The 26,084-nt window shown below is 42.8% G+C and carries 16 protein-coding genes; all 16 read left to right on the forward strand.

Features of this window, described 5'->3' with window-relative positions; translation table 11 throughout:
• Positions 1 to 178 precede the first annotated feature (178 nt).
• The 16 genes from iadA (at position 179) to L4D78_RS16060 (ending at position 26,082) form a co-directional block, all read left to right on the forward strand.
• Positions 179 to 1,330, forward strand: a complete 1,152-nt coding sequence (iadA, locus tag L4D78_RS15985) for a beta-aspartyl-peptidase (RefSeq protein ID WP_428467852.1) — start codon at positions 179 to 181, stop codon at positions 1,328 to 1,330.
• 475 nt (positions 1,331 to 1,805) lie between these two features.
• Positions 1,806 to 2,774, forward strand: a complete 969-nt coding sequence (locus tag L4D78_RS15990; protein ID WP_428467853.1) for an AAA family ATPase — start codon at positions 1,806 to 1,808, stop codon at positions 2,772 to 2,774.
• Entirely contained in the window at positions 2,771 to 3,721 is a 951-nt protein-coding gene (locus L4D78_RS15995) for a DUF58 domain-containing protein (RefSeq protein WP_428467854.1), read from the forward strand. The genes L4D78_RS15990 and L4D78_RS15995 overlap by 4 nt, the downstream gene beginning before the upstream one ends.
• Positions 3,714 to 4,181, forward strand: coding sequence for a DUF4381 domain-containing protein (locus tag L4D78_RS16000; RefSeq protein ID WP_428467855.1), 468 nt, complete (start codon positions 3,714 to 3,716; stop codon positions 4,179 to 4,181). Before L4D78_RS15995 ends, L4D78_RS16000 begins: the two co-directional genes overlap by 8 nt.
• Positions 4,175 to 5,143, forward strand: coding sequence for a VWA domain-containing protein (locus tag L4D78_RS16005; protein WP_428467856.1), 969 nt, complete (start codon positions 4,175 to 4,177; stop codon positions 5,141 to 5,143). Before L4D78_RS16000 ends, L4D78_RS16005 begins: the two co-directional genes overlap by 7 nt.
• Entirely contained in the window at positions 5,136 to 6,986 is a 1,851-nt protein-coding gene (locus L4D78_RS16010) for a vWA domain-containing protein (RefSeq protein ID WP_428467857.1), read from the forward strand. The genes L4D78_RS16005 and L4D78_RS16010 overlap by 8 nt, the downstream gene beginning before the upstream one ends.
• Positions 6,987 to 6,992: 6 nt before the next feature.
• Complete coding sequence (locus L4D78_RS16015) at positions 6,993 to 8,270, forward strand: hypothetical protein (RefSeq protein WP_428467858.1); 1,278 nt, start codon at positions 6,993 to 6,995, stop codon at positions 8,268 to 8,270.
• Between the two features lie 632 nt (positions 8,271 to 8,902).
• Positions 8,903 to 9,295, forward strand: coding sequence for a DUF2799 domain-containing protein (locus L4D78_RS16020; protein WP_428467859.1), 393 nt, complete (start codon positions 8,903 to 8,905; stop codon positions 9,293 to 9,295).
• A 505-nt stretch (positions 9,296 to 9,800) separates the two neighbouring features.
• A complete protein-coding gene (gene bglX / locus L4D78_RS16025; protein ID WP_428467860.1) occupies positions 9,801 to 12,188 on the forward strand; it encodes a beta-glucosidase BglX in 2,388 nt (795 codons plus the stop codon).
• A gap of 46 nt (positions 12,189 to 12,234) precedes the next feature.
• Positions 12,235 to 13,887, forward strand: a complete 1,653-nt coding sequence (locus tag L4D78_RS16030) for a sulfatase family protein (RefSeq protein WP_428458674.1) — start codon at positions 12,235 to 12,237, stop codon at positions 13,885 to 13,887.
• Between the two features lie 226 nt (positions 13,888 to 14,113).
• Positions 14,114 to 17,572, forward strand: coding sequence for a hypothetical protein (locus tag L4D78_RS16035; RefSeq protein WP_428467861.1), 3,459 nt, complete (start codon positions 14,114 to 14,116; stop codon positions 17,570 to 17,572).
• 452 nt (positions 17,573 to 18,024) lie between these two features.
• Positions 18,025 to 19,143 (forward strand): ABC transporter ATP-binding protein, encoded by a 1,119-nt coding sequence (locus L4D78_RS16040; protein WP_428467862.1) that lies wholly within the window; start codon positions 18,025 to 18,027, stop codon positions 19,141 to 19,143.
• A gap of 41 nt (positions 19,144 to 19,184) precedes the next feature.
• The gene (locus L4D78_RS16045; RefSeq protein WP_428467863.1) at positions 19,185 to 22,565 is read left to right on the forward strand and encodes a GH36-type glycosyl hydrolase domain-containing protein; all 3,381 of its coding nucleotides are present in this window, start codon (positions 19,185 to 19,187) and stop codon (positions 22,563 to 22,565) included.
• 193 nt (positions 22,566 to 22,758) lie between these two features.
• A complete protein-coding gene (locus tag L4D78_RS16050; protein WP_428467864.1) occupies positions 22,759 to 23,745 on the forward strand; it encodes a LacI family DNA-binding transcriptional regulator in 987 nt (328 codons plus the stop codon).
• A gap of 137 nt (positions 23,746 to 23,882) precedes the next feature.
• On the forward strand, positions 23,883 to 25,127 hold the full coding sequence (locus L4D78_RS16055) for an extracellular solute-binding protein (protein ID WP_428467865.1): 1,245 nt from the start codon (positions 23,883 to 23,885) through the stop codon (positions 25,125 to 25,127).
• A gap of 79 nt (positions 25,128 to 25,206) precedes the next feature.
• Positions 25,207 to 26,082, forward strand: coding sequence for a carbohydrate ABC transporter permease (locus tag L4D78_RS16060; RefSeq protein ID WP_428467866.1), 876 nt, complete (start codon positions 25,207 to 25,209; stop codon positions 26,080 to 26,082).
• Positions 26,083 to 26,084 lie beyond the last annotated feature (2 nt).

A 26,084-nucleotide genomic window follows, 5' to 3' on the forward strand; every position in this document is an offset into this window, starting at 1 on the left:
AAATAATGATCTGTGACAAAGATATTTAACAAAAATAAACCGTATGAAAATAATGATCTGTGACAAAGATATTTAACAAAAATAAACCGTATGAGTCTATAAACAATGATAAAAATAGGCGATGAAATATAAGAATAAGCTGTGACGCACTTAAAAATTACAATATGGAAACAAAAGTATGACAAACCTTACTCTGATTAAAAATGCCAATGTTTATGCGCCTACTTCACAGGGTACCAAAGATGTTTTAGTTGCTGGCAATAAAATTGTAGCTATTGAAGATAATATTAATCTCAGTGGTCTAGGCACAACGGTAAATACAGTTGATGCAACTGGCAAGTTGATGGTCCCTGGACTTATTGATCAGCATGTTCACTTAACAGGCGGTGGCGGTGAAGGTGGTTTTAGTAGCCGGACCCCCTCAATCACCTTCTCTAAATTGATTAAAGCAGGTATTACCTCAGTAGTTGGTGTGATGGGGACTGATGGCTCTACTCGCTCTCCACAAGATTTGTTCGCGAAGGTTATGGGATTACGCGCTGAAGGTATTTCTGCTTGGATGCATACAGGTTCTTATCAAGTGCCGACGGTCACTTTAACAAACAGCATTCGAGATGATCTTGTTTTTCTAGAGCCTGTTCTTGGCGTTAAAATTGCTATTGCTGATCACCGAGGCTCATTTCCATCGACGGATGAATTATTGCGAATTACGTCTGATGTACGAATGGGAGCGATGCTTGCTGGGAAAAAAGGTGTGCTGCATATGCACATGGGCGGTTTACCTGATCCTTTCAAGCAAATAAATGAGTTAATAGAACGGGGTATTCCTCATAGTAATTTCTCACCAACTCACGTTGCTAGGACTATTCCTCTATTTGAAGAGGCTGCTAAGTTTGCCAAAGCCGGTGGTGTTATGGATATCACTTCTGGTGGTAGCTGTGCCTTCAACGACCCTGGTGAGGCTGTGTTTGCTGCTTTGGAGTCGGGTGTACCTTCAGATCGCATTACGATTAGCTCAGATGGTAACGGAAGTATGCCGATATTCAATTCTGCAGGAGAAATGACCAATATTACTGCAGCGGCTGTTGATTCCAATATAAACGTGTTCCGAACATTGATTGACCGTGGTTTAAATGTGAGCCAAGCAAGTGCGATGATGTCAGAAAATGTCGCAAGGTCGCTTGGTATTAATAAAGGTGATTTGGCAATAGGCTCTGATGCTGATTTCCTTCTTCTTGATGATAACCTTGAAATTGATTCGGCATTCGCAATGGGTAAGGCAATTATTCTAGGGAGAGAACAGCTTATTATGGGTAATTTTGAGGAGTAATCAATTAGTTGTTGCGCCTGCTGCCATGGTTGTTATCCGTACTGCAATTCCCATGATAGGTGGTATTGTGACGCTACTGGTTATGACAATGATGCTGATGTAACGTGTCATTGAAAGCCTGTGGCTGGAAGATTTTCTGAGTTTGAATAGAGAAACTTTCAGCTATCAATAAATAAGCCAGCATGTATGCTGGCTTATTTATTTTTCAGTTGTTATTGAACAGAGCGGTGTTCTATACAAAAAAGTGAAATGTTTATATTGTTTAATGTAAACGTGAAAAGCGTGTGGATTCTGATAAATATTCTTCTCTTTCTTCCCTGTTAGGCCTGCTGTATGGCGTTTTATGTAACTTGATAAATTGTGAGATAACATTCACAAAATCTGCTTTTAGCCTCTACAACCGCTCTGATAAATTGATATTCTTGCCGAAATTAATATAAACGTTTCGAAAGCGATTTATTCAGGGGTTTCTTTCATGCAGAACCATGCTCTAGCAGATACTTTCCAGTCTCTTAATGACTACCTCCAATCTCAAGTTATCGGGCAACCTAACTTGGTTAAGCAACTACTTATATCGCTACTTGCGGATGGGCATATTTTAGTGGAGGGGCCGCCTGGGCTTGCCAAAACACGGGCAGTAAAAGTGCTGGCGGAGTGTATTGAAGGCAGTTTTCAGCGTTTACAATTTACCCCTGACTTATTACCAGCTGATTTGACGGGCACGGATATTTATCGCCCTGAGACGGGGAATTTTGATTTCCAGGCGGGTCCTATTTTTCATTCATTGGTACTCGCCGATGAAATTAACCGTGCGCCAGCAAAAGTTCAGTCGGCAATGCTAGAGGCAATGGCTGAAAAGCAAATTACTGTCGGTAAAAAAACCTACCCATTACCCGAACTATTTCTAGTAATGGCCACCCAAAACCCGATAGAGCAAGAGGGCACCTATCCGTTGCCTGAAGCACAATTAGACCGTTTTTTACTGCAGCTACAAGTTGAGTATCCAGATAGTGACAGCGAGTTGGCTATTCTTCGCCTGAACCGTGGAGAAGCCTTGGGGCAAAAGGGCGATGAGCCTGTGCATTTATCGCAGCAAGATATTTTTACGGCTCGCCAAGAAGTACTTGGGCTTCATATGGCGGAAGAAATTGAACAATATATCATTCGTTTAGTCATGGCGACCCGCACACCACAACGTTATGACGATCAACTTGCGAGTTGGTTGCAGATGGGGGTTAGTCCCCGCGCGACACTGGCACTTGATCGTTGTGCTCGTGCACATGCTTGGCTTGATGGGCGTGACTTCGTTACTCCTGATGATGTCATGACAATGGCTTACCCTGTTCTTCGGCACCGACTATTACGCAGCTATGAAGCTCAGGCTGAAGGTATATCGACAGATATGATTGTGTCGAAACTACTGACATGGGTGACAAGCGCATGACCCTCCCTGCTCATAGTGACGGCGTAACACTGTCATTGGCCGAGCTGTTGCACTACCAAAAGCAGTCAGTTCGTTGGCTGCCTCCTGCACGCAGTATTTGGTCGTATCTAAGTGGGCACCATGACAGTGCGGGCAAAGGGCGGGGCATGGATTTTGCTGAAGTACGCCCTTATCAAAAAGGGGATGATGTCAGGTCCATTGACTGGCGTATTACGGCAAGAACGGGCAAGCCGCATACCAAGTTGTTCACTGAAGAGCGAGAGTGCCCTGTGATGGTGGCTGTTGATCTCTCGGCAACCATGCAATATGGCACAAAATTATTATATAAATCGGTTCAATCGGCCCATATCGCGAGTTTGATTTGCTGGCTAACGGTTGCCCAAAAAGATCGTATCGGTGCTGTGGTGATCGGTAATGATCGTGTCGAAGACTGTGTGCCAACTGCGCGCCAGCAAGGCCCGTTGCACATCATGAATACCATGAAGCGGGTTCAAGAGCGCACTCTTCATGTACAGCTTCCTCAAAGCAGTGGCCCTTCACTGGGGGGAGAAACGAATAAAGAGACGTTTTTTACCGCAATGAGCCAATTACACCGTTTATGCCCTAAAGGAAGTGATCTGATTATAGTAAGCGATTTCAATAGTCTGTCTGAAAAATCTGAAAAACGTTTAATGCAACTTGCTCAGCACAATCATTTACGATTGCTGCATGTTTTTGACCCCATTGAACAAGGTGAAACGGCTTATCGAGGCCGATTTTGGTTGGGTGATCAGCGTCGTTCATTACAGGTAAACTTTGGTCGAGAATCGACGCTATCTTCATTGCAGCAAGACTTTGAGCGGCATCAAGCACGGTTAAAGGCATTAGCCCACCAACTACGTTCGCCCTTGTACTCTGTCTCTGCAGGCCAACCGTTGTTAGAACAACTGGGAGGCATTCATGGCTAACACCGATAAATTCCTCAGTTTAGCGCCGCTTGAAAGAGCACCTGAGCCCAGTTGGTGGCCACTTCCCTTGTCTGCATGGGTATTGATTGGGGGGGCGGTATGCATTGCTGTTATTGTGCTCGCTGTTGTTGTTTGGCGTCATGGTCGAAAACAGATCAAACGTAAGGCGTTACATCAATTATCAGGGCTTGCTATAGAACAAGATTTATCATCCCTCGACAATTTACTACGGCGTGTTGCCTTGACGTATTTTCCTCGCAATGAGGTCGCGGGGTTAACCGGAGAGGCTTGGCTAAAATGGCTGGATACGCAACTCGTTACTCCACAATTTTTGCCGCTATCATCGCAGTGGAGTGCGGCTTTGTACCGGGGGAATTCGCTCGATAATTGCCAATGGAACACCTGTATCGCAGCAAGCCAACAGTGGATCACCCAGCTTAAAACGGAGGCCAAATGTTAGCCTTTGAATACTTAGGTCTCTTGTTACTCATTCCATTACCTTGGCTGGCTCGCCGTTTAATGGCTGAAGCCCAGCCTGAAGCTGTACTCAGACTTGGCCGTTTGCCAGACGATCTTAATGAAAGCAAACATGTAAGCAAAGTCCCCATCGTGCTAGTAACGCTTGCTTGGCTGTTCCTGATTTCGGCTTTAGCGCGTCCTGTGTGGTTAGGTGATCCAATCAGTGTTCCGAGTGAGCACCGTGATGTCATGTTGGTCGTCGATCTATCAGGCTCAATGGACATTGAAGACATGAGTGCGAGTGATGGCGAGCCTATTAGCCGAATGACGGCCATGAAAAGTGTACTTGTTGATTTTGTCGGTCGTCGAGATGGTGACAGGCTTGGGTTAGTACTGTTTGCCGATCATGGTTATTTGCACACGCCACTTACTTTAGATATTCGTAACCTTGAACAACAGATCAATCAATTGGCACTGGGTTTAGTGGGTTACATGACTGCTATTGGTGAAGGGGTCGCAATCGCGACTAAAACCTTTATTGATAGTGATGCCCCTCAACGTGTGATGATCTTACTGAGTGATGGCAGCAATACGATTGGCGCCGTTGAGCCAATGGATGCAGCGCAGCTTGCTAAAGACAGTAACGTCACCATATACACAGTCGGCCTCGGGGCTGAAACCATGATGGTGGAAAATGTATTTGGTGATCTTTATGAAACCAATCCCGCTTGGGATTTAGATGAAGAGTTGCTGACCGATATCGCCGCGCTCACTGGCGGAAAATACTTTCGGGCACGTAATCAAGATGAACTTGCGAATGTGTATTCACTTATTGATAGTTTAGAGCCCGTTTCAGAAACCGATCAAACTTGGCAGCCTCGTTATGACCTATTTCAGTACCCACTTTTCGTGACTTTGAGTCTTATTGCTTTATTAACCTTCTATCGGAGACGTTATGATTAATTTTTTTTCTCCCTTATGGTTGCTTGGCCTTTTTGTTACACCTGTTTTTTTGTGGTTCCAATATCAAAAATCACAGCAAGGGCTGGTAGCTTCTCATCTGCAACAGAAGCGTACAGGTTTACATCGCCGTAGTATTGGGTTTTGGATGACAATTGGTTGGGCTATTGCCATGGTTGCTCTGGCAGGTCCGCATTGGAGGGAGCAAGATCGGCCACTTTCAGAGCTTGATCGCGCAAGGGTCATTGTTATGGATATGTCTGAAGCGATGTATGGCGAAGATATTCAACCTAACCGGTTTCAGCAGGCCTTCTTTAAGGTGACCGATCTTATCGAGCAAATTGATGAAGGTTACACTGGCTTAGTGGCATACTCCGATGAAGGTTACATCATTAGCCCGCTTACGCATGACAACAATACCGTGCTTACCCACATTCAACACCTGTCACCAGAAGTGATGCCAAGCTCAGGAAAAAATGCCGCGGCTGGGGTGAAAGAAGCAATCACGTTATTGGCCCAATCTCATTTCACTTTCGGTGATATTTTATTGGTAACCTCAGGCGTGAGTACTGCTGAAAAGCGAAATATAGAGCAGTTACTTATCGATACGGACTACGCCTTATCAACGTACGCGATTAGCACGCCAGAAGGGGCGGTGTTGTATGATGAGCAAGGTCAAATACGCCGTAACGCTGAAGGACAGACCATTTTTTCTCGGTTGGTGCCAGAGCGCTTACAGGCATTAGCAACCCAAACTGGCGGTATAGCCCTGACGTACCAGCATTCTCAGGAAGATATCGAACAGTTGCAAACTTACCTACAAAAAGTTCGCAGTGTCGAAGAGCGTCAGGAGCTCTCAGAAGGCCTTGCCGCTCAATTTATTAACGATGGTTATTGGTTGCTGTGGCCTTTAGCGGGTATGTTGTTGTTTGCATTTCGTCGAGGCGTTATTTGGTCTGTTGCACTGTTCATGGTGTTGCCTGTAACACAAACAGATGCCAGTGAACTTAACACGCTTTGGAAAAATGCTGACCGTCAAGGCTATGAATACTATCTGGATAAAAGTTACCAAGATGCTGCTGAAGTATTTACCGATCCTGCTTGGAAAGGGGCTGCATTATATGAATTGGGTGACTATCAGGGGGCGATTGCTGCTTTTTCACAAGTGACTGATGGCAGCAGTGATTATAACCTTGGCAATGCACTTGCTAAGTTGGGTAATTATGAGGAAGCAATAACAAAATACCAAAGCGTCTTAGAGCAAAACCCAGATCATCAATGGGCACTCATGAACCTAGGGTTGGTTGAAGATATTATGGCAGTTCAAGTGGAAGAAGAGCAGCTTGTTGATGGTGAAGACGGTAACTCTGAGGAGCAGGAAGATGGCGAAAGTGATGGCGATGAAGAGCGCGAGGATGACGCTGAGGAAGATCAGAGCGGTGGCGATGATAATTTAGAGACAGATCCTGACACCGAARACGAGCCTGAAGAACAAGGTGCAAGTGATAACACCGGAAGAAATGACTCTCACGGTGATGGTTCGCAAGATCAGCAATTTTCCGATAATACCGAAGGTGACCCTTTACCGCCCCAGCAACAATTTGGTGAATCAGGTGAATACGATTCAGATAGATTTGGTGTCGGCGATATAGACGTAGACTTTGGTACACCCTCAGAAGAAGAAATCGAAGCAATGAAGCATCAGCTCAGTGAGCTTGGTGAAGTGAACCCCGTACTCAATCGTTTATCGCAAATACAAGATGATCGTACGTTGCTATTAAGAAACCTTTTACAGTTGCAGGCTGAGAAAAAACAGCCCTCAGAACCCATCGACATAGAATGGTAATCCAAGATGACCAAAAGATTATTTATCTTTCTTAACTGCCTACTTGTAAATACGTTGGTGTTTGCGTCAGAGGCGAAAGTGAGTACTGATACTTCACAAGCCTTATCATCACTATCAGCAGAGCAGAGTGAGTCCGAGGTAGATCGAAATACCACTGAGATTTTTATATCGGCTGAATTATTAAATGATACCGTTTACCCAGAGACCGAGGTTATTTATAACTTAACCGTAAAATCTCGCGCAGATATTCATTTTTCAAGCGTTAAACCACCACGAGCAAAAGGCGTTAATGTTCGACGTGGCAAACAAGATCACCAATATAATTTTGTGGGTAATAACGAGTTTAGAGTCTCGACCTATAGTTTTTATGTCTCAGCAGAAGAGGCTGGCACATTTGTTTTAGAAGGGGCGTCTCTGGCTCATGTTGAAATCCAAGAAGACGGAAGTCGTAAACGGGTACTCAATAAGTCACAGCCTGTCAGCTTGAACAGCCGGTCGATCCCTGATAACTATCGTGGATTATGGTTGCCATCAGTATTAGTGACACTAAAGCAAGAGTGGTCATCCGACATTGACACGTTACAAGCGGGAGAGTCGATAACGCGTACGCTTACCTTGTTTATTCATGGGCGAGATATTGACTCATTTCCTGAACTTTCGATGACTTCTCCTGATACTGCGAATGTTTATAATGAACGCCCGCAGTTTCAAGGGCATGACGGTGGGATGAGCATGACATTACAGCAAGTCATTGTTCCTCGACTTGAAGGCGAACTGACTATTCCTGCGATTGCGATACCTTGGTTCGATCTAGACATTAACGAGGTGAGTGTCGCATCGGTAGAGCCTCTAACGCTGACAGTAACGCCAAATCAAATACAGACATTGGCACTTCAGTCATCGATACAGGAGCCCTCTGCAGGTTATTGGCCCTTTGCGACGATACTGGTTACCTTGCTGTGGGGGATGACATCCTACTCATTGTTAAAAACACGAAAAGCTTTAGCCGTTTTTTTAAAACCAACGAAAGTGGTAACAGAGAAAGAAAGCAGCCTACAACAAGCGTTGGAAGACAATAACCCTCAAGCTGTACTTTGTGCATGGCGTACTGCTGATGAACATGTAAAACGATCTTGTAACCCATTGATGGATAACTATCTTGCAGCCCTTTATAGCGCGAACCCTACCAGTGGGGAAAAAGAGCGAGATGCGCTTATCGTGCAGCTTAAGGTTACAAAAAAATCCAAAAAACAGCCTGCGGATTTTGCGTCAATTGAGCCGTAATAAGTACGAAGCTAGGCCACCTGTCTGAGGATAAGGCCTCCGGTTAAAAAAGGGTAATATCTGTTACCCTTTTTCATTTCTGTTCAGTATAGGTTCATTTTCACCCAGTCGATATGATAGATTTAATTATTAAATCTATCATTAGTTAATCTCTGTATTTAATTTTAAAAGTAAATCTATGTAAAAACATTATTATTTTTGATGTTTAATAATAGGGGGTTCGTAGAAATAAAGTGGGATAAATAATTTATTTCTATAAGTGGATATATGCACAATTATATTGTTTCGCGTCCTGCCTTTTTTAAATTGTTGATTTAAAGTGTTAAATTATTTTTATGTTAGTATATTGTTGAACTGAAATGATTATATTTCGATAAGTTTCAATTGCTATATTAAGAATYGATAGAATAATAGAGCATATTATGGTTTATCGATTCGCGTCGCAGGCTAAGTTAAATTAAATGCGAAATTTAATTTAATGGTATATGTTAAATACATACCTTTGATTTACGTTATATGAAATATTGAATCATGTGAGCTATTGATTGTTCCTACATACAATAATTTGTCTAAAACAGAGGTGACTTGGTATTTATTTATCGCACAATAGCCGTTTCACTAAGGAGTTGATTATGGGTGTTAATAATAAACTAATGATTGTTAGCATTACCTTGTTACTCGCAGGTTGCTCTTCAACTATTGCACTTAACGAAGGAGAAACGTGGGAGCAGTTTGGTTATGATTTGGCTATGCGTGGCAGCCAAATGCTTGATGGGCAGCACCTAGAGCCTGCCGAATTACAAGAATACCGTAAAGGCTATATCTCGGGGTTAAAAACATTTTGTAGCCAAGATGGATACGATGTTGGCCAGAGTGGTCTTTTTTACCAAGGCACTTGTGACAAGATTAACCCTGATTTTGCGGAGCAATATAATATTGGTTGGGTAGATTCAGAAATTAATCAGCTAAATTATGACAATGAACTAGGTACATACATGCCGACTGAAGAATCGTATGATTACTAATGTCACACGTTATTCACAAGGTGGCATATAGTGACTCACTATGGTGCTGGTTTGTTTCGACTTCGGTAAGGAGCGATCAATCCAGCATTGTTTTATTGAATGAACACATAACGTTTAACCTCTGATTTTATTGCCAACCTATAACGTTGCCTTATTTTTACATCGCCCTGCATTTTCTATACTCCATTGACCTTTCTGGCTCACTCGTCGTGACCTTTTCTTCATACTTGATTAAACGGGGCTAGTGTCTCATTTTTCAAATTACCTCGTTGTCGAAATGATTCTATTAATCTAACATTCATTTCATTATTTGGAACGCATTTCTTAGCTTGCTACTGATTGGATAATGATTTTTGTCTGTTTTATCAATCAAATATGTTGTTTCTTGTAGGTGTAACACCAATAAATGCAGTCGAAACGTTATGGCTGTATTGGTTGTTTAAGCCTGTATTGATAACGGTCGCAGCTGGTTCCTGCTTGATTTTAAGATGATTTTGGAAATGTTATGAAAAAGGTATTAAAGCCAACTTTGCTAGCGCTTAGTATGACGATGGGTGGTTATGTAATGGCAAGTTCAATAATGTTTAGTGACATGATAAATGTTGAGCGCGTTGCGCCTGTGTCATCTTCGCATTGGCAAGATGATAAAGAAACAATGGATGCCTTCCTTAATGGCTTGATCAATAAGATGTCATTGCAAGAAAAAGTAGGCCAGCTTGATCTGCAAAGTGGTTTTCGTAATGTAACAGGGCCATTTGTCAATGAAGCTTATGAGCAGCAAATTAAAGATGGACAAGTTGGTGCAATCTTTAATGCTTATGGTGCCGAATTTGGCCGTCAGCTTCAGCGTATCGCTGTTGAAGAAACACGGCTAGGTATCCCACTTATTGTGGGCCACGATATTATTCATGGGCACAAAACTATTTTCCCTCAGTCCATTGGTGAAGCTGCTACATGGGATCTTGATGCGGTTAAATTGAGCGCTCGCGTTGCCGCAAAAGAAGCTTCTGCAGATGGCATTATGTGGACCTTTGCACCAATGGCTGATTTAGTAAGAGACCCTCGTTGGGGGCGTGTTTCTGAAGCCGCAGGTGAAGATGTCTTCTTATCGACCGCAATGGCTGTTGCACGGGTTGAAGGTTTCCAGGGTGATGACCTAAGCCAAGATGATACGATTATGGCAACGGCGAAGCACTTCGTTGGCTATGGTCTGTCACAAGGCGGTCGTGATTACCACACCACAGATGTATCAGAGCATGAGCTCTGGACAACCCAGATGCCTCCATTTAAAGCAATGGTTGATGCTGGTGTTGCAACGTTTATGACATCATTTAATGACCTAAACGGTATCCCAGCAACGGGTAGCAAGCGATTATTGAACGATGTTCTACGCGATCAGTGGGGATTTGAAGGCTTTGTCGTCACCGACTATACCGCTATCAATGAGCTGGTACCACATGGCTATGCCCGTGATGATAAGCATGCCGCTGAAATAGCGTTTAATGCTGGCGCAGACATGGATATGGTTGGCCAGTTATACATTAATTATCTTGAAGATCTCGTTGCTGAAGGCAAAGTATCTGAAGAAAAGATTGATACCTCTGTTCGTCAAATCCTAGAAATGAAATGGCGCTTAGGCTTATTTGAAGACCCATATCGTTATAACGATGAAGCACGAGCTGAAAAAGATATTCTGAGCTACGAAAACCAGTCTGCTGCACGTGATGTTGCACGTAAGTCTTTCGTATTACTTAAAAATGATAATCAAACTCTGCCGTTAAAAGACGACAAAATTAAGTCTATTGCCTTGATTGGCCCGCTTGCAGACAGTAAATCAGACATGATTGGCAACTGGGCTGCAGCAGGTGATCGTAAGTCGCACCCAGTAACTGTATTGGAAGGCTTCGAACATCGTTTTGGTAAAAATATTAAGATCAATTATGCCAAAGGCGCAAGCTACGACTACATCACCTCGAAAGAGGACATCAAAGCCCTTGACGGTATTGGTATCCCACGTATTACAGCCGATGATTCGTCACTTAACAGAGAAATGAAGCGTGCAATTTCTGCCGCAAAAAAATCTGACGTCATTGTCATGGTTATGGGTGAAGAGCAGCGCATGTCTGGTGAAGCGTCAAGTCGCGTTGAGTTGACCCTGCCTGGTAACCAGCAGCAAGTGATGGAAGAGCTGAAGAAGCTTGGTAAACCAATGGTCTTGGTTGTGATGAGCGGTCGACCAAATGATCTCCGCTGGGCTGATGAAAACGTTGATGCGATTTTGCATGCTTGGTACCCAGGCACGATGGGCGGTATCGCGGTCGCTGATGTGCTGTCTGGCGATTATACCCCATCGGGTAAATTACCAATGACGTTCCCACGATCTGTTGGTCAGGTGCCAATTTATTACAACGAGAAGAATACAGGCCGTCCTTACCTCGCTGATAACCCGAACCAGCGTCAGGAGCACTATAAATCTCGTTATGATGACTCACCCAATACACCGCTATATGCGTTTGGCCACGGCTTGAGCTACACCCAGTTCGATTATGGTGATATTGAGCTAAGCAGTAAAACCCTTGATACAAATGGTGATCTAACAGTATCTGTTCAAGTGACAAACAGTGGTGAGTATGCCGGTGAAGAGGTTATTCAATTATACACCCGCCAACACGTTGGTTCGATCACTCGCCCAGTCAAAGAGCTAAAAGGTTTCCAGAAGGTGCATTTCGATAAAGGCGAATCAAAAACCATCACCTTTACACTGACACCGGCAGATTTAGCCTTCTACCGTGCTGACATGAGTTGGGGTGTTGAACCGGGTAACTTTGATGTGTTTGTTGGCACAGCTTCTGACAATGTGAAGCAAGCCAGTTTCGAACTTGTTGAAAAGTAAAATAAATTTAGCCCGTCAGTGACGGGCTTTTTTAAAGGGTATTTTCATGAAAAAAGCACTTTTATCTTGTTTAGTTGCTGGTGTTATTGCTCAACATGCCGTGGGTCCTGTTGAAGCTACGGAGCTAAGTACAGAAGCAACGCCAGAACGTCCAAATATTCTCTTTATCATGTCTGATGATCATGCGGTACAAGCACTGAGTGCTTATGGTCATCCTGTTTCTAAGCTAGCCCCAACCCCTAACATTGACCGTATAGCCGAGAATGGCGCGAAATTCCAACGCTCTTATGTTACCAACTCATTGTGTGGGCCAAGCCGAGCAGCCATGCTGACAGGTAAGTTTGGCCATGAAAATGGTTTTACCTATAACGGTCAAATTTTTGATGGCACGCAGTTCAACTGGCCGAACGCACTACAAGATGCTGGTTACACGACGGCAATGATTGGTAAGTGGCACATCAACCGTATTCCGAATGGTTTTAATTTTGATAATTGGGAAATTCTCAACGATCAAGGGGAATACTATAACCCTGACTTTATAACGCCAGATGGCGTAACCATGGAAATGGGCTACACCACTGATTTAATCACAGACAAAACATTGGCATGGTTAGAGGAAGGGCGTAATAAATCGAAGCCATTTGCCCTGTTAATGCACCATAAAGCCCCGCATCGTAATTGGATGCCAGCTCCTCGCCATACACAGATGTTTGAAGATGTTGAGTTTCCGCTCCCTGATAATTTCTTTGATAATTACGATGGCCGAAAAGCGGCAAGCAAAACAACGATGACAATTGCTGACCATACGCAAGATGGTCATGATATTAAAATGACTGTCGCGGAAGGTGACGGCGAGTGGCGTGAAGATATTTGGCCGCACCTCTTGGCCCGACTAACTAAAGAGCAGCGTGCAGAGTGGGATGCTGCCTATCAAGCCCGAAATGATCACATGAACGCCAATGAAGCCAACTGGACTGAAAAGCAGATGGCTGAATGGAAGTACCAGCGTTATATGCAAGACTATTTAGCGACGATTGCGGCGGTTGACGAAAGTGTTGGCGAAGTTCTCGATTATCTTGAAGAGTCAGGGTTAAGTGAGAACACCTTGGTTGTTTATACCTCGGATCAAGGCTTCTTCTTGGGCGAACACGGGTTTTACGACAAGCGGTTTATGTATGAAGAATCGTTTTCAACGCCACTCGTCATGCAGCTACCGGGGGTTATAAAGCCAGGAAGTGTGGTTGAGGAGCTGGTACAAAATATCGATTATGCGCCGACATTCCTGCAATTGGCTGGAGTGGAAACACCGGATGCAGTTCATGGTAAATCGCTCCTTCCACTGCTGAGTGAAGACGGTGCAAGCGACTGGCGTGATGCGCTGTACTATCACTATTATGAATTCCCAGGGTTTCATGATGTCGCTCGTCACTATGGCGTGTCTGACGGCCGTTATAAACTCATTCACTTCTATAACCCAGGTGATGAATGGGAATTTTACGATTTAGAGGCGGATCCGTCTGAGATGGTCAATGCCATCAATAATCCGACATACAAAAAAGAAGTTGCTCGACTAAAAGTACGTTTAGCTGAGTTACAGAAAGAGTATGCTGTTCCGCCACTGAAAGAATGGCGTGATGAACCTTTGGATCGTCATCCAAACCCATCTTTGGAGGAGCTGTTCCCACAAAGTTTCAAGTAAGTCATTCTAGCCGGAAACGCCTTTGTTTCCGGCTAGTCAATAATAATATCCCTTACCGTACTACTTGCTGTTGGCGTGATATTGCTAAAAGGCTCCTGGTGTTCTGATTGTGTTGTTTTAACGCTGGAACAAAATGGGAGTCTTTTTGTTGGTATCTCGTTTTCCTAATGGATGAGGCTGTACTTCTAGCATGCTGGTTTGATTAGGGTGTAATGGACGAGGTTATGTGACAATGATAAAAACGGGCATGCAGAATTATAAAAAATGGTTCGCCCTTAGTTTACTGGCTGTGTCAGTAGCTGGCTGTAATGGTGGAGGTAATGACAACTCTTCGAACGGTGGAAATCCAGGCGTTTCACCTCCCGATACAGAATGGCCGTTACAAGATATCACGATTGATTCATGGGAGTTTGATGGTCAGGGCGACCGTGTTGCTGTCGCTCAGTTTTCTGGTCAATATGCAGTTGCGGAAAGTAGCCGCTTACAAATCGAAATCCGTAATATTCGCCAAGAACTACTCAACGAGATTGATGTTGCTGATATTTCGTCACTAGTGCCAGAGATGAACCTGTCTCACGACGACGCGCTGTGCGGAATGACCTTCACGCCTTCTGGTCGCTTTCTCTACCTTGCGGTTTGCGATAAAAGGGCTGGAAACGATGGCGCTATTATTGCCTTCAATACCAATACTAAAAAGGCGACACTGTTAACCAAGTTAGCGCTCACCAAGCAAGGCCAGAGTGGTGATCATCAAATCGGTATGGGGTATTTTGCGTCACAGCTTTATGTTGGTACTGCTGGTGGTGTTTATCGAATCGGGGCAGATAAAAATGCCGCCTATGAAGGACAACCGTCACAAGCGCCACAGCTTATCTCATTACCGAGTCCGGTTCGTGATATCGCCATTGATATGGCGGAAGGAAACCTCTTTTTACTGGCTGGCGATGTGATTTATCGTATGGCATCCGAAGGTAGTCAGCCAAGGGAAGTCTATCGTCAAACCAATATCTCCGATCTCAGTTTTAGCCGAGTATTTGGCCAAGAGTCTGATGGAGGTCTGTATTTCTCTCGCTTGCCTAATAGTGATATGGCGCTGAACAGCGACCTAAAAGAGCAGTTTAATACTGAGTTGTACTGGGTGCCGGTTAATGATGCTCGCAGCTCGTCATCGTATAACCCGAAACCTTATCTACGTACACAAGCTGAGTGGAGCAGCTTTTCACTCACGCCAGATGGACGTCTTTTGTTTAGCGATGGATCACCATCCATTTTATCTGACAATGCAGATAATCGTCTAGGTTTTGATGCTTGGATGAAAGACGAGTTAGGTAATTATGTCACGGCGATTAAAGGGCTTACCGCATCGAATATGTCAGGTAACTTTGCATCTCCGGAAGGTTTTTTACATCGGAAACTAGAACATACCAACCCTAATACCTCTCCAGTTGCGGACAATGTTGGCTGGGCTTTGTACCTGCTGATGATCGCTGACCAAATTGAGCATGATCCAGAAATTGAACAGTACGTTGAACTATTGATTAAGCGCCATGCAGGGCTTCATGAAGATGGTCAGGGCGGTGTGAAAAGTATTGATGGCCATTTTGTACGTAACTACAACACCGATGGAACAATCAACGCGAATAACCCGCAATACCAAGTTTACGTCAGTATGAAATTTCTACCTGCTGCAATTAAAGCGGCAGAGATGTATCCAGATAACGACAACATCGTCAACTATGCCAAATATCTTAAGCAAGTGTTCCAACGCTCAGGAGACGTAGTACGTGCAGAGCAACGTGTTACTTGGGACTCGGATGATTTTGGTCCGGTTCGATTGAACAGACTGATGTCTAATGAATCATGGCTGTACGGTGATATTGCGGCCGCTCAAGACCCCATTGCAACACGTAACTATGGTGCGTTCACTTATGAAAGGGAAAACTTTAGGTATGACGACGAGTTATTAGATCAGCCTGTCATTATGTCCTCCCATTCAGCGTTCATTATCATGGGGGGCCCACTGATTTTAGATCATCACTTTAATGGGAGTGCGTGGTCTGAACAAAACCATAATTACTATGCGTTAACCCAGTCGGAGACTGATGAATTAGGTTTGCCTTATTTTGCTGCTTTCTCAGCAGGCCATAGCCCGAACTCAAGTGGTAACTACTACAATGATGGGCCTACTGATCATCCGGATGATTTCATTCACTTCCCCGCGGTTAAAGGGTTCGGTCAATTAGGGAAAACCGATGCGGTAGTTGGTGCTTACATGGCTTATCGTGATGGCCGTCGCGATACCATGGTCAGTGCGGGAGGCCGTGATGCTAACCTGTTAATGCGCTGGTCAGCCAATATGCCAAACTACGAGCAAATGAGCGTCGGCATCGCTGATTTCTGGTATGGGGCAGTAGGCTTAGCCGAAACCATCCAGCCGGGTGTAGTGCAGAAGTTTAGAAATACCTTTTACCGCCCTGAAATCGAGATAGAAACTAATGCCCAGGGACATCAGCAAGTACTTTATTCAACCATGACACCGCGTTTAGTCACCGGTGTACGCTCCAATGGGGATGAAGTGCAGTTTGGCTACCATCGCTCGCCATTCGTTGTGCCTACAGGTGAAACTTTTTCTGATTTTAAAGTAGAAGACCCACAAGGTGACTGGGTAGAACTTGATGACATTGTCGGCATTCACAATATTACCGCGCCAATCGAAGGCCGTAAGGTGATATTTAAGAATCCTAATTTCAACCAAGGCCTTGCGGGTTGGGAAACCTTAGCTGGTAATGCCAATACTAGTGGTGGTATCCATGACAACGGTGTGACGTTGTCTGATGAGGCTAACTTAACACAAGCTGTTCATCTACCTTACGGCATTGAAGGCAGTGAGTATCGCGTCTCTACTTTTATCGAGCCGCAAGGCCAAGCTGGTAAAGCTAAACTTCGTTTAAGCTGGTCAAGTACTGGCAATATCGCTGATGCGGATATTAGTAGCCAAGTCGTAAGTGGTAACGTGTTTGGAAATTGGTCTGCTAGAGTTGTCACTCTTGATGTGAAGCAGCCTGTGGATGCAATCTACCTGCATATTGAGTACCTGACTGAAGGCAATGGACCATTTGTCTTTGGCAATACAGCGCTGCAATCTTTTGGTGCGAAGCAGTTTTTCAATAATGGTAATTTCGAGCAAGGCAATACGGACTGGAATTTAAGCAACAATATATTCATTACCGAAGATCCAAATGAAGTCATTCAAGGTAGCAAGTCACTGAAGTTTGAGTTAAGCGGTGGCGTGACGAGTTGGCGAAGCGCTGAGCGACACATCGATATTTCGAGTGATCCTGTCGGTACTCGCTACTTGGTGCGCTTTAACGTAGGTGATCGTGATCTGACTGATGCCAAATTTGAAATTAAGTTTGATATCGAAAACCCGCAGCAGCCACCAAACTCAACAGCAAAGCCAACAGATGATTGGCGAGATGTCGGGTTTATTGATAACGACACGCCTGATGAGGTCACGGTAACTGTGCGTAAACGTCCAGGAGAAACTGGATTGAACTTGGTACTCCGCATGCAGCAGAATAGTAACAATGCAGGGCACAGCTATGTAATTTTGGATGATGTGCGTGTTTATCACCAAAAAATGCTTGATGACAACTACTGTAATTACGGCGGGCAGTGCCAGTAGTCGTTCTATAACAGGTCATTGAAACAAGAAAAGGGCGCGAAAGCGCCCTTTTTTATTCAGGCGATATACAGTTTTGGATCACGTTCTACCGAAATGTAGATAAATCGTTTCGAAAGCAATGAAATTTATTTTGTGAAATTTCAATTAGTATTGAGGATATAGTTAGATATATATCAATGTTTAGCTATGTTTATGATGTATATCACGGTTTTTCAATCTAATTAAAACGCTATTTGATAAGAAATAAATAAAAATTCGACATTTGTGGTGCGCCATCTAAGTGCTTGTTTTTAATCACTTTGTTTTTGTTTTTTTGTTTTTTCAATTTAAGCGAAAAGAAAAAATGTGACCGATGTACCTGATTTGAGACCTTTTGTTGACAGAATAAAGGGCTTTCCTTAATATCCGTAGAAACGTTTCAACACAAACAACTTTCTACGAAGAGTACGGTTATGGCCCAGGTCAAGCTGCAACACATAAACAAAATTTATAAGAATGGTTATCACGCTGTTCATGATTTTTGTCTGGACATCAAGGATGGTGAGTTCATGGTGCTGGTTGGCCCTTCGGGCTGTGCGAAATCAACCACACTACGAATGATTGCCGGTCTTGAAAGCATTACCAATGGTGATCTTTATATTGGTGATAAACATTGTAATTCTGTTCAACCAAAAGATCGCGGTATTGCGATGGTGTTCCAGAATTATGCTCTCTACCCACATATGACCGTGCGTGAAAATTTAGCGTTTGGTTTAGAAACACGTAAAAAGCCAAAAGACGAAATTCACCGTCGAGTGACAGAAGCTGCGGAAATACTTGAAATTACAGAACTGCTGGATCGTAAGCCTGGCCAAATGTCAGGTGGCCAGTGTCAGCGTGTTGCTCTTGGTCGTGCAATGGTTCGTAAGCCTGAAGTCTTTCTGTTTGATGAGCCTCTTTCAAACCTAGATGCCAAATTACGTGTTTCGATGCGTATGCGTATTTCACGTTTGCATGAAGAACTAAAGCAAAGTGGTAGCCCTGCAACAATGATTTATGTAACTCATGATCAGGTTGAAGCGCTGACGATGGGTGATCGAATTTGTGTGTTGAACCGTGGTGCAATTATGCAGGTTGATACACCAATGAACTTATACCATAAACCAGTTAATAAATTTGTTGCTGAGTTTATTGGTTCTCCAACCATGAATATGTTGGAAGGCAGACTTGTTAAAAAGGATGATGGCATTATCGCTGTCGACGTAGATGGAAATACATTTACATTACCTGAAGAGAAACAAGCATTAGCAATGCAATACCTTGGTCATGATATTTATTTAGGCCTGCGTCCAGAACATATTTTGATGGAAGCCAGTGACAATAGCTGTGATGCGAATATTACAGATATAGAAGAAATGGGTTCAGAGTCATTTGTATATTTGGATTTTAATGGTAAGCAGATGATTTGTAAGCAATCAAATCCTGACCTGTCATTGTGCAAACAAAGTGTTCACCGTATTTCTTTTAATATGGCTAAGTGCCATATATTCGATAAAAGCACAGAAGAAAATATCTCTCTTCTTACAGAATAATTGACAGTTTTTAAAATTTAATTAATAGGTAGCTATATTTCATGATTCATTCAATTACTGATTCATGCCATTTAATGTCAAATGGTCTTCTGAGCCTAACGTTTACAGACCATAACATTCTTCAGAATATTAAGTCTGGCAATGTGATGGTGAACTTGTATGAACCAAACGAGTTCGAATGTGCACTATCAAATATTTACATTCGAGTTAAAAGTGATGCAGGTATTACTTTTACACCGTTGATGTATAACAATGAAAATATGCGTACCTTCCGTACTAAAGAAGGTTTAGTTGGTTGGGAAACAACAACTGATGCATTTCGTGCTTCTGTCATTATTAGCTTAGATTCGGGTTCTGAAAAAGTTTTCTTCACGACTAACGTTGAGAACTTACAACAAGACAGCTTGAAGTATGACTTAGTATTTGGTCAAGATCTTGCGCTTGCAGATGAAGGCGGTGTTAAGAGTAACGAATGTTATGTTAGCCAATACCTAGATCATCAGGTATTTGATCTTGAAACTGAAGGCTATGTTGTTTGTTCTCGCCAGAACTTGCCTCAAAGCACGGGTAACCCATGTTCACAAATTGGTTCTCTTACCGATAAAGTTGTCGGTTACTCGACGGATGGTTATCAGTTCTTTGGTAAAGACTACCGCTTTGAACCGACCCCAGCGGTACTTTCTAAACCAACGCTTGAAAACGTCAAGTTGCAGTTCGAAATGGGTTATGTTGCACTTCAAACTGCAGATGTAACGCTAAAGACGTCTGAAATGGCGCAGTCTGTTTTCTACATTGTATTCAACAATAATTTGCCAGCGTCGAATGTGACTGAAGCTGCGGCTATCGACACAATCCAAGCGGCATACCAGACACCAGCAATCGAAACGGCGACAGAGCAAACATTGCCAGCATTTTTCTTAAATACTCAAAATGTATTGGTTGGTGAAGCATTATCTGCAGAAGAAGTAACAGAGTTCTTCGGTGAAGAGCGTCGTTTTGCAGAAGAGCAAGACGGTGAACTACTGTCATTCTTCTACGGTAAAGAAAAAGGCGAGAGTAACTACGTTACGCTTGCGGCAAAAGAACGCGTACTTGAACGTTCAACAGGCCACATGGTGTCTTCTGGTAACTGCCAGAACTTCGAAAATGCCGTAATGAGCTCAACGCATGGCATGTACGGTGTATTCAACTCACACGTTGTTATCGGTAATACATCATTCAATAAACTATTGGGTGTTGATCGTACCTCGCTAAACTTATTCAAGTTCAGCGGTCAGCGTATCTGGGTGAAGGACGGTGAAGAACACCGCATCCTAACCATGCCATCTGCTTATGAAGCTGGCTTGAATTTCTCTCGCTGGGTGTATAAATATCAGCAAGGCTTTATTTTAGTTACTAGCTTCAGTGCACAAGATTCTACCGCTATCCAAATGGATATCGAAACGGTGAATCTAGAAGCGTTAGATATTATTGTAACCAACCAATTGGTAATGGGTAACAATGAAAATGATGCAACCGTAACGGTTAACCGTGATGGTGCACATCTAAATGTATGTGGTGATTTTGAGCTGATTAGCTCAACGTACCCTGAAATGCATTATTCAATTCTTCCTGATGCAGCGCTGGCTGAAGTGTCTCTTGTAAAAGCGGGCGACTCTGTTCGTTACGCACTTTTCCAAGGTCGAGTAGAAAGCAAAGCAAGCATCACTATTCTAGGTGCATTGTCAGCAGATAAGCCTCAGCAGGCTGCGAAATTAAATGTTGAAACTGAAATTGCTCAATATCAGGCTTCACAGCATGCACTTATCAATAACTTCAATGTTGAGTTTGAAAACGATAGCTACAATGCGCAGAAATTGAATGATGCAATGCAGTGGTTTACTCACAATGCATTGGTTCACTACAGCACACCTCACGGTCTAGAGCAGTACTCTGGCGCTGCATGGGGTACACGTGATGTATCACAAGGTCCGTTTGAATTCTTCATGTCGATGCAACGTTATGATCGCGTGGTTGACCTTCTAAAGACTATCTACAGCCATCAGCATGTTGAAACAGGCACATGGCCACAATGGTTCATGTTCGATAAGTACTCGAAAATTCAGCAAGAAGACTGTCATGGCGATATCGTTGTATGGCCACTGAAAGCCATCGGTGATTATATTACTGCGACAGGTGATGTTGATGTACTAAACATTAAAGTGCCTTATACCAGTATCGAAGATGGTTTTGAATTCACAGCGGAAGAGCACACGTTGTTTGCGCACGTTGAACGTCAGGTTAAGCATATTTTTGATAACCTAGTTCCGGGTACGTCTCTGTCTTGCTACGGCGATGGTGACTGGGACGATACGCTGCAGCCTGCAAACCAATCACTTCGTGAAAACATGGTTAGTGGCTGGACGATTCCACTGACGCTACAGGCTTTGAAGACGCTAAGTAAAGCACTTAAATCTGATGATAAGTACACAGACTTTATTGCTAAAATCGAAGATTTAGCCGTCAACATGGAAGCGGATTACCACAAGCTACTGGTTAAAGATGGTGTTATTGCTGGCTTTATCCACTTACCGAACAAAGATGTTGATCAGGTAGAGCACTTGCTACACCCATCAGATCAGAAAACGGGTATTAAATACCGTTTACTGCCTGCATCTCGCTCTATCATCTCTGAAACGTTTGATAAAGAGATGGCTGACCAACATATGGCGATTATTGAAGACAACCTTGTTCACCCTGACGGTGTTCGCTTGATGGAAAAAATGGCGAAGTACCAAGGCGGTAAGCAAAGTTACTTTAAGCGTGCTGAACTGGCTGCAAACCTGGGCCGTGAAGTTGGTTTACAGTACTGCCATGCTCACATTCGTTTCATTGAAGCGTTGTGTAAAATGGGTAAAGCCGATGAAGTTGTAGAGAACCTGTATAAGATCATCCCGGTTGGTATTCAGAAAGCAGTTCCGAATGCTGAAGTTCGTCAATCAAATGCTTACTTCTCAAGTTCAGACGGTAAATTTAACGACCGTTATGAAGCTTACCGTGATTTCGACAAGCTTAAGACCGGTGATGTAGCAGTTAAAGGCGGCTGGCGTATTTACTCTAGTGGCCCAGGTATCTACATCAATCAGGTTATTAGTAACGTACTGGGTATTCGCTACCAAGATGACTCATTGCTACTTGACCCAATCATTGCTAAATCAATGGGTAAAGTGACATTAGACTTCACGTTATATGGTAAGCCTTGTCGTTTGGTTATCAATCCTGAAGAGGGCGTATATACGCCGAAACGTGTTGAGCTAAATGGTGAAGAGGTCGCTATCTCTTTAACTGAAAATGCTTACCGTACTGGTGGTGCATTGATTAATAAGCAAGTGCTTACATCAGCTTTGAAAGATACCGATAACGAATTGGCTATCTGGCTGTAAGATCAATTGCAGCGCCTTGGCATCATTAAGGCGCTGCAGTTTTCGTTGTATCTGTGTCATGCGTCAATGTTGCTCTCTGGGGATTTGTAGAAACGTTTTACATAATCCGTTATACTTAAGAAAAAAGCGCTGTATGTATTTGAAGTCATTGCAGCAAGTGGATTTGAGTTGAGTGAGGGATAAGATTGAACTAATGAGACCTACAATTAAAGATGTCGCTAGAGAAGCGAATGTGTCTATTTCTACTGTGTCATACGCTATTAATAATAGTGATCGTATCAGTGAAAAAACACGCAACCATGTGTTAGAAATAGCCAAAAAGCTGAATTATTCAGCGAACAGCAACGCAAAACGTCTCCGACAGAAAAATGTAGGTGCTATCGGTATCTTCTTTAACTCTTGGTTCGGCCCTATCTATAGTGAATTGGTTCAGGGCATTGAGCGTAAAGTACATGAAATGGGTTATGACTTAATTGCTTGTAGCTTATTTGGCGGATCTGAATCGACAGCACACCGATACCTTAAAGATCAGATGATTGATGGTGCGATTATCCTGAGCAATGCGTTTGATGATGATTTTCTTAAATCTGTCGCGTCGAGTAACTTGCCAATCGTCGCTCTAGACCGAGAAGTGAAAGCGCCGCATATCTATAATATTCTAATTGATAATTTTGGTGGAGCCTTTGGCGCAACTAAACAATTAATTAATAGTGGCAGTGAAGAAGTTCATTATTTCTGTGGTCCAGATGACTCTTACGATAACCAAAAACGCCTAGAAGGTTACATTGCCGCATTAGGCTTTTATAATGTTAAGTTTAATAATAACTTAATTATTAAATCTGATTTCACAGAAGAAGATGCTTATTTAAAAATGAAGGAAACGATTGAACAAGGTGTTATTCCTGAAGCAATCTTTTCGGCAAATGATGAAATGGCGCTTGGTGTAATTAGAGCAGCGAATGAATGTAATATAAATATTCCAGAAAAACTGAAAATTATCGGTTTTGATAATATTCGAGAATCTGAAAGAACAACCCCTGCATTAAGTACTGTAACTCATCAAAAATATGAAATGGGTGTTAAAGCCGTTGAAGTATTATTCAGTGCAATGAAAGGTGATAAAGAAATAGAGCAGGTTACCATATTACCAACTCAAATTATTGAGCGAGAAACATTGTAATAAATTGTTCTGTTAATGACTTTCTTTTAGAAACTTGAATTACCATTTAATTAATGTATAGCCATGACAAAAGTCATGGCAATACCCTTATTTTGTGTATTCCGGGCGAAACTCTACAGCCTCACAAGGATAACTAAATGATGTACAAGTGGCTTACAATATTTTTAGTTGCCATAACCAGTTCTGTTCATGCAAAGGAAAGAATAGAGTTTATGGTGTCATCGGGCGATCAGATGGCATTTGTTGAACAAGTCATAAAGCCAGAGTATGAGCAGCGTTATCCTGATGTCGAGTTAGTATTAACGAACGATGGTAATTTGGAAACCCGAATGGCCGCAGGCGATTATCCAAATGTATATGCGGGTATTTTTGGTTACATGGTGCCTCGATACGCAAAGCTTGGGCGCTTGATGTATTTGGATGAGTTCGACGGTTTTGATGAACTAAAAGAACGTATTGAACCGCAGTTCATGGATCAACATTTTGGCCGCCAGTATTACATTCCATGGCACGCAACCACTCAGATGATGATTTACAATAAAGAGTTGTTTCGTGAAGCAGGCTTAGACCCAGAGTTACCGCCTGAGACTTGGGATGAATTTATTGCAGCAGCAGAAAAGATCAGTAACTTACCCGCACGTTCAAACGGGTCACGTGTTCATGGTGTTGCGCTATGGAATGATGCATTAGCCAGTGGCGGTTGGTATTGGAATATGTTGTCACCAATGTATTACAACTTCAATGATGGTGAGTACCAACTATTAAACCGTTACGGTACCCACCCAGTGTTTGATAAAGAAGAAGCCGGTATGGTGCCGTTTCTTGAAACGATGAAGCAGCTGCAGCAGTATGCACCATTGACGATGGAGCAGAATTTCTTCTCTCGTACCATTGGTATGTGGCCTCAGTATGGCATTGCTTGGCGAGTGAACTTACAAGATGCAGCAGGCAAGCCAATGGTGATTGGTGAAGATGTTGGTATTGCCCCAATTCCCGTACGTGAAAAAGGCGATATTCATTATTCTAATTTAGATGGCCGTGCGTTGATGGTATTTAAAAATACACGTCATATTGAGAAACGTAGCTGGCAACTTATTGAATTATTAATGGAAGATGACTTTAACCTTGAAGCAAATATGCAACTGCAAAATTTGCCAACGTTAGCGTCATTGCAAGATCATCCATATTTTCAACAGCCTGATATCCAACCATTTGTTGAACAGCTACAACATGTCGTGATGAATGAGTCAACAGCTGCAGTATCAGAAGTATCAAGTATTATCCTTAACTATTATTCACAATCAGTTGTGATGAATAGATTAACACCGGAAGAAGCAGTGAAAGCCGCCATGGAAGATGTGAAAAAAATAATGCGGAAGTAACGCTCGATTTTGTTTTCGATTAAAGGCTGCAGGCAACTGCAGCCATCAAACAGATTTTAAATTTAAATGGAATAAAACCATGAACATAAAACGTTACTGGGTGTCATACCTGTTTATGTTGCCATGGGTAGCATACTTCTTAATCTTTATGCTCTACCCCTTCTTTTTATCACTGCAAAATAGTTTTTTGGATATTAATATTCTTAACCCTGAAAACACGCGGTTTGTCGGATTAGGCAACTGGGTGAAATCGGCGACAGACTTTAAATTCTGGCAATCTATTTTTAATGTGTTTTTTAATCAGGCTATTTTTATAACCTTAAGTTTTGTCTGTGCCATGGGCGCGGCTTTAATGTTGAATGAAATCACGTTCTTGTCGAGCTTATTCCGTACGGTATTATTTATTCCGGTTGTGACATCTATCACGGTGGCGATGATTATATTCGATTTCATTGCGGGACCTTCTGGCCCAATTCAAACCGTGCTGATGGATATTAATTTACTCAGCTCACCTATATTTTGGAAGTTTGAACAATGGCTTCCTATGCCAGTTATTGCGGTATTCAGTGCTTGGAAGTGGTTTGGTGTGCAAATGATCATCTTCCTTGGTGGTATCGCGAGCATTAACAAGTCGTTGCTAGAAGCCGCTGACATTGATGGTGCAGGCTGGTGGCGTAAAATCACCAAAATTATATTGCCGCTTATTAGGCCTCAGATTGTTTTCGTTTTAACCATTAATGTCATTAATGGCCTACAAATGTTTACTGAAGTCTTCATGAACTTCGATCTACAAGGTGGCCCACATAATTCGGCATTAACACCGGTTCTTCACTTATACCAAATTGGTTTCGAACAAATGAAGATGGGTGAAGCGTCAGCCGTTGGTCTGCTGTTGGCCATCGTGATCTTTGTTCTAACAATGCTTCAGTTGAAACTGACAAAGGGTAAGGATTAATA

It is taken from the genome of Photobacterium minamisatsumaniensis, assembly GCF_050336695.1.
Classification (GTDB): domain Bacteria; phylum Pseudomonadota; class Gammaproteobacteria; order Enterobacterales; family Vibrionaceae; genus Photobacterium; species Photobacterium minamisatsumaniensis.

Coding starts and splice junctions, on each gene's coding strand:
- L4D78_RS16060 (WP_428467866.1), top strand. CDS start 25,207: ATGAACATAAAACGTTACTGGGTGTCATACCTGTTTATGTTGCCATGG.
- L4D78_RS15990 (WP_428467853.1), top strand. CDS start 1,806: ATGCAGAACCATGCTCTAGCAGATACTTTCCAGTCTCTTAATGACTAC.
- L4D78_RS16050 (WP_428467864.1), top strand. CDS start 22,759: ATGAGACCTACAATTAAAGATGTCGCTAGAGAAGCGAATGTGTCTATT.
- L4D78_RS16030 (WP_428458674.1), top strand. CDS start 12,235: ATGAAAAAAGCACTTTTATCTTGTTTAGTTGCTGGTGTTATTGCTCAA.
- L4D78_RS16045 (WP_428467863.1), top strand. CDS start 19,185: ATGATTCATTCAATTACTGATTCATGCCATTTAATGTCAAATGGTCTT.
- L4D78_RS16000 (WP_428467855.1), top strand. CDS start 3,714: ATGGCTAACACCGATAAATTCCTCAGTTTAGCGCCGCTTGAAAGAGCA.
- bglX (WP_428467860.1), top strand. CDS start 9,801: ATGAAAAAGGTATTAAAGCCAACTTTGCTAGCGCTTAGTATGACGATG.
- L4D78_RS16040 (WP_428467862.1), top strand. CDS start 18,025: ATGGCCCAGGTCAAGCTGCAACACATAAACAAAATTTATAAGAATGGT.
- iadA (WP_428467852.1), top strand. CDS start 179: ATGACAAACCTTACTCTGATTAAAAATGCCAATGTTTATGCGCCTACT.
- L4D78_RS16020 (WP_428467859.1), top strand. CDS start 8,903: ATGGGTGTTAATAATAAACTAATGATTGTTAGCATTACCTTGTTACTC.
- L4D78_RS15995 (WP_428467854.1), top strand. CDS start 2,771: ATGACCCTCCCTGCTCATAGTGACGGCGTAACACTGTCATTGGCCGAG.
- L4D78_RS16015 (WP_428467858.1), top strand. CDS start 6,993: ATGACCAAAAGATTATTTATCTTTCTTAACTGCCTACTTGTAAATACG.
- L4D78_RS16005 (WP_428467856.1), top strand. CDS start 4,175: ATGTTAGCCTTTGAATACTTAGGTCTCTTGTTACTCATTCCATTACCT.
- L4D78_RS16055 (WP_428467865.1), top strand. CDS start 23,883: ATGATGTACAAGTGGCTTACAATATTTTTAGTTGCCATAACCAGTTCT.